Below are 1,861 nucleotides of genomic sequence, written 5' to 3'. Positions count from 1 at the left end.
AATTCGAGTGGGTTGGCTGTCAAGCCGCGAGTCGGTAGAGGAGCCGGGACAGGCGGCTGGTGCGGGTCTTCGTGGGCTGATGGGGCTGCTGGCTGGTCCAGTGGGCGTCGAGCCGGACGATGTTGATCGCGGTGGCGGAGAAAGCGTGCTGGAGGGTGACCTTGGGCAGGCCGCGGTAGCGGGCCCGACGCAGGCCGGTGACGTCGAGGGCCTGGTTGATGGTGCCCTCGATGCCGGCGCGCAGGGCGTACTTGGCCTGCCAGGTGTCGGTGGCCTGTTCGGCCCGGGCGGCGGTGACGTGTTCATGGACTTCCTGGGGCCGCAGGGTGAGCATGCGGTTGCCGCGGGCGGCGGCGGTGCACTTGCCGTGGGACGGGCAGGGGCGGCAGTCACTGCCGGCGAACTCGATCACGATGGCGTCGCGGCCGTGCTGCTGCACCGGGTGCCAGCCGATGCTGGTGCGGCCTTCGGGGCAGGTCACCTGGCGCATGTTCCAGTCGACGTCGAAGGCGGCCTTGTCGAAGCCCTCGGCGGCCCGGGCCTGGCGGGAGTGGTCGGCCGGGAGCGGGGTGATCATGGTGATGCCGTCGCGGGCGGCGGTGGTGACCAGGCCGGCGGAGGGGTAGCCGGCATCGAGGTAATGCTCGCCGGGCTTGACCTGGCGTTCGGTCAGGCGCTGCTGGATTGCGGCGGTGGCGGTCACGTCCGGCGCGGTGGAGACGGTGGTGGCCACGTCGGTGATCAGGTTGGGAGTGCCAGCCATGGCGGGGGCGGTGCCGTCCGTTCCGTCCGCATCGTCGGTGCCGTTGTCACAGCTCTCGGTGAGGTGGATCTTGTAGCCGCACCAGAACAGCTCGTCTCCCTTGGCCGACCAGCGGGCATCCGCGTCGTAAGGGGAGGCGAGCCGTAGTTGGCCGGGCGGGACACCGTCGCTGTCGGCCTCCCGCTTCCTGACCACCTCCCGCCCCCGGGCGTCCGTCGTCACGTGGTAGGTCTGCAGGAAGATCTGCCGTAGCAGCTCGACGGCCTCGATCTCGCGCAGCCACCGCGGAGCACCCGGAGAGCGGACCGCGCGCAGCAGGGCGAGAGCGTCGTGACCGTAAATCTCGGCCAGCCGGTCCCGCTTGGTCTTCGAGGAGGGCAGTCGCCAGGAGTCGACGCGGGCCGCGTACCGCACCTCCCACTCACCGATCCGGTCCGCCCCGAAACGCGCCGCGAGCCAGGACGGGGCCGCTCCCGCCAGGGCCTCCAACACCGCGCGTACGCTCTCCCCGGCCAGCTCGAGGCGATTCAAATCCCGCACCGCGCTGATCACGTGCGTGGAGTCGGTGCGCTGTCTGCCGCCCGCGCCGACCAGACCCGCCTTGCGGCAGTGCGCCAGCAGCCGGTCGAAGACCAGGCGTTCCATGCCGTGTTCGATCAGCCGGGTGCGGAACTTCGCGAGCACGGTGAAGTCGAAGCCGGTGTCGGTCAGCTCCATCCCCAGCGCGTACTTCCAGTCGATCGCGCGCACCGCCATCAAGGCGGCCTGCCGGTCGGTCAGGTTCTCCGCGAACTGCAGCACCGTGACCAGCGCCAGCATCCCCGGCGCCAGGCCCGGCGCCCCGCGCACCCCGAACGCCTCCGCGAACGGCTCGTCCGTGAAGACCTCCGCCAGCTCGTCCCGGGCCCGCATCGCGAGCGATCCGTCCGGGAACGCCGCCGCGGCCACCGCCGCCGTCCACTCCGGGACCTCTGGTAACCCCTGCGGCCGCATCGACATCCCGCACCACCCCCAACCGGCCGCACGACAAGGAAGCGGCCACAGGAGCGATCATGCCGGAACCGGCACACCCGTCACAGCGAATTGGGCAACGGAGTC

1 protein-coding gene is annotated in these 1,861 nt (G+C 71.0%); it reads right to left on the bottom strand.

Annotated features, from left to right (window positions below; genetic code table 11):
• Window positions 1-19 precede the first annotated feature (19 nt).
• Window positions 20-1,762, bottom strand: coding sequence for an IS1182 family transposase (locus AC07DW_RS34235; RefSeq protein WP_478861494.1), 1,743 nt, complete (start codon window positions 1,760-1,762; stop codon window positions 20-22).
• Between the last annotated feature and the right edge of the window lie 99 nt (window positions 1,763-1,861).

The sequence above is a fragment of the Streptomyces sp. NPDC045701 genome, assembly GCF_056432045.1.
The sequence above is the reverse complement of the archived record's forward strand: the minus strand, read 5'-3'. Positions and strand labels throughout refer to the sequence as shown.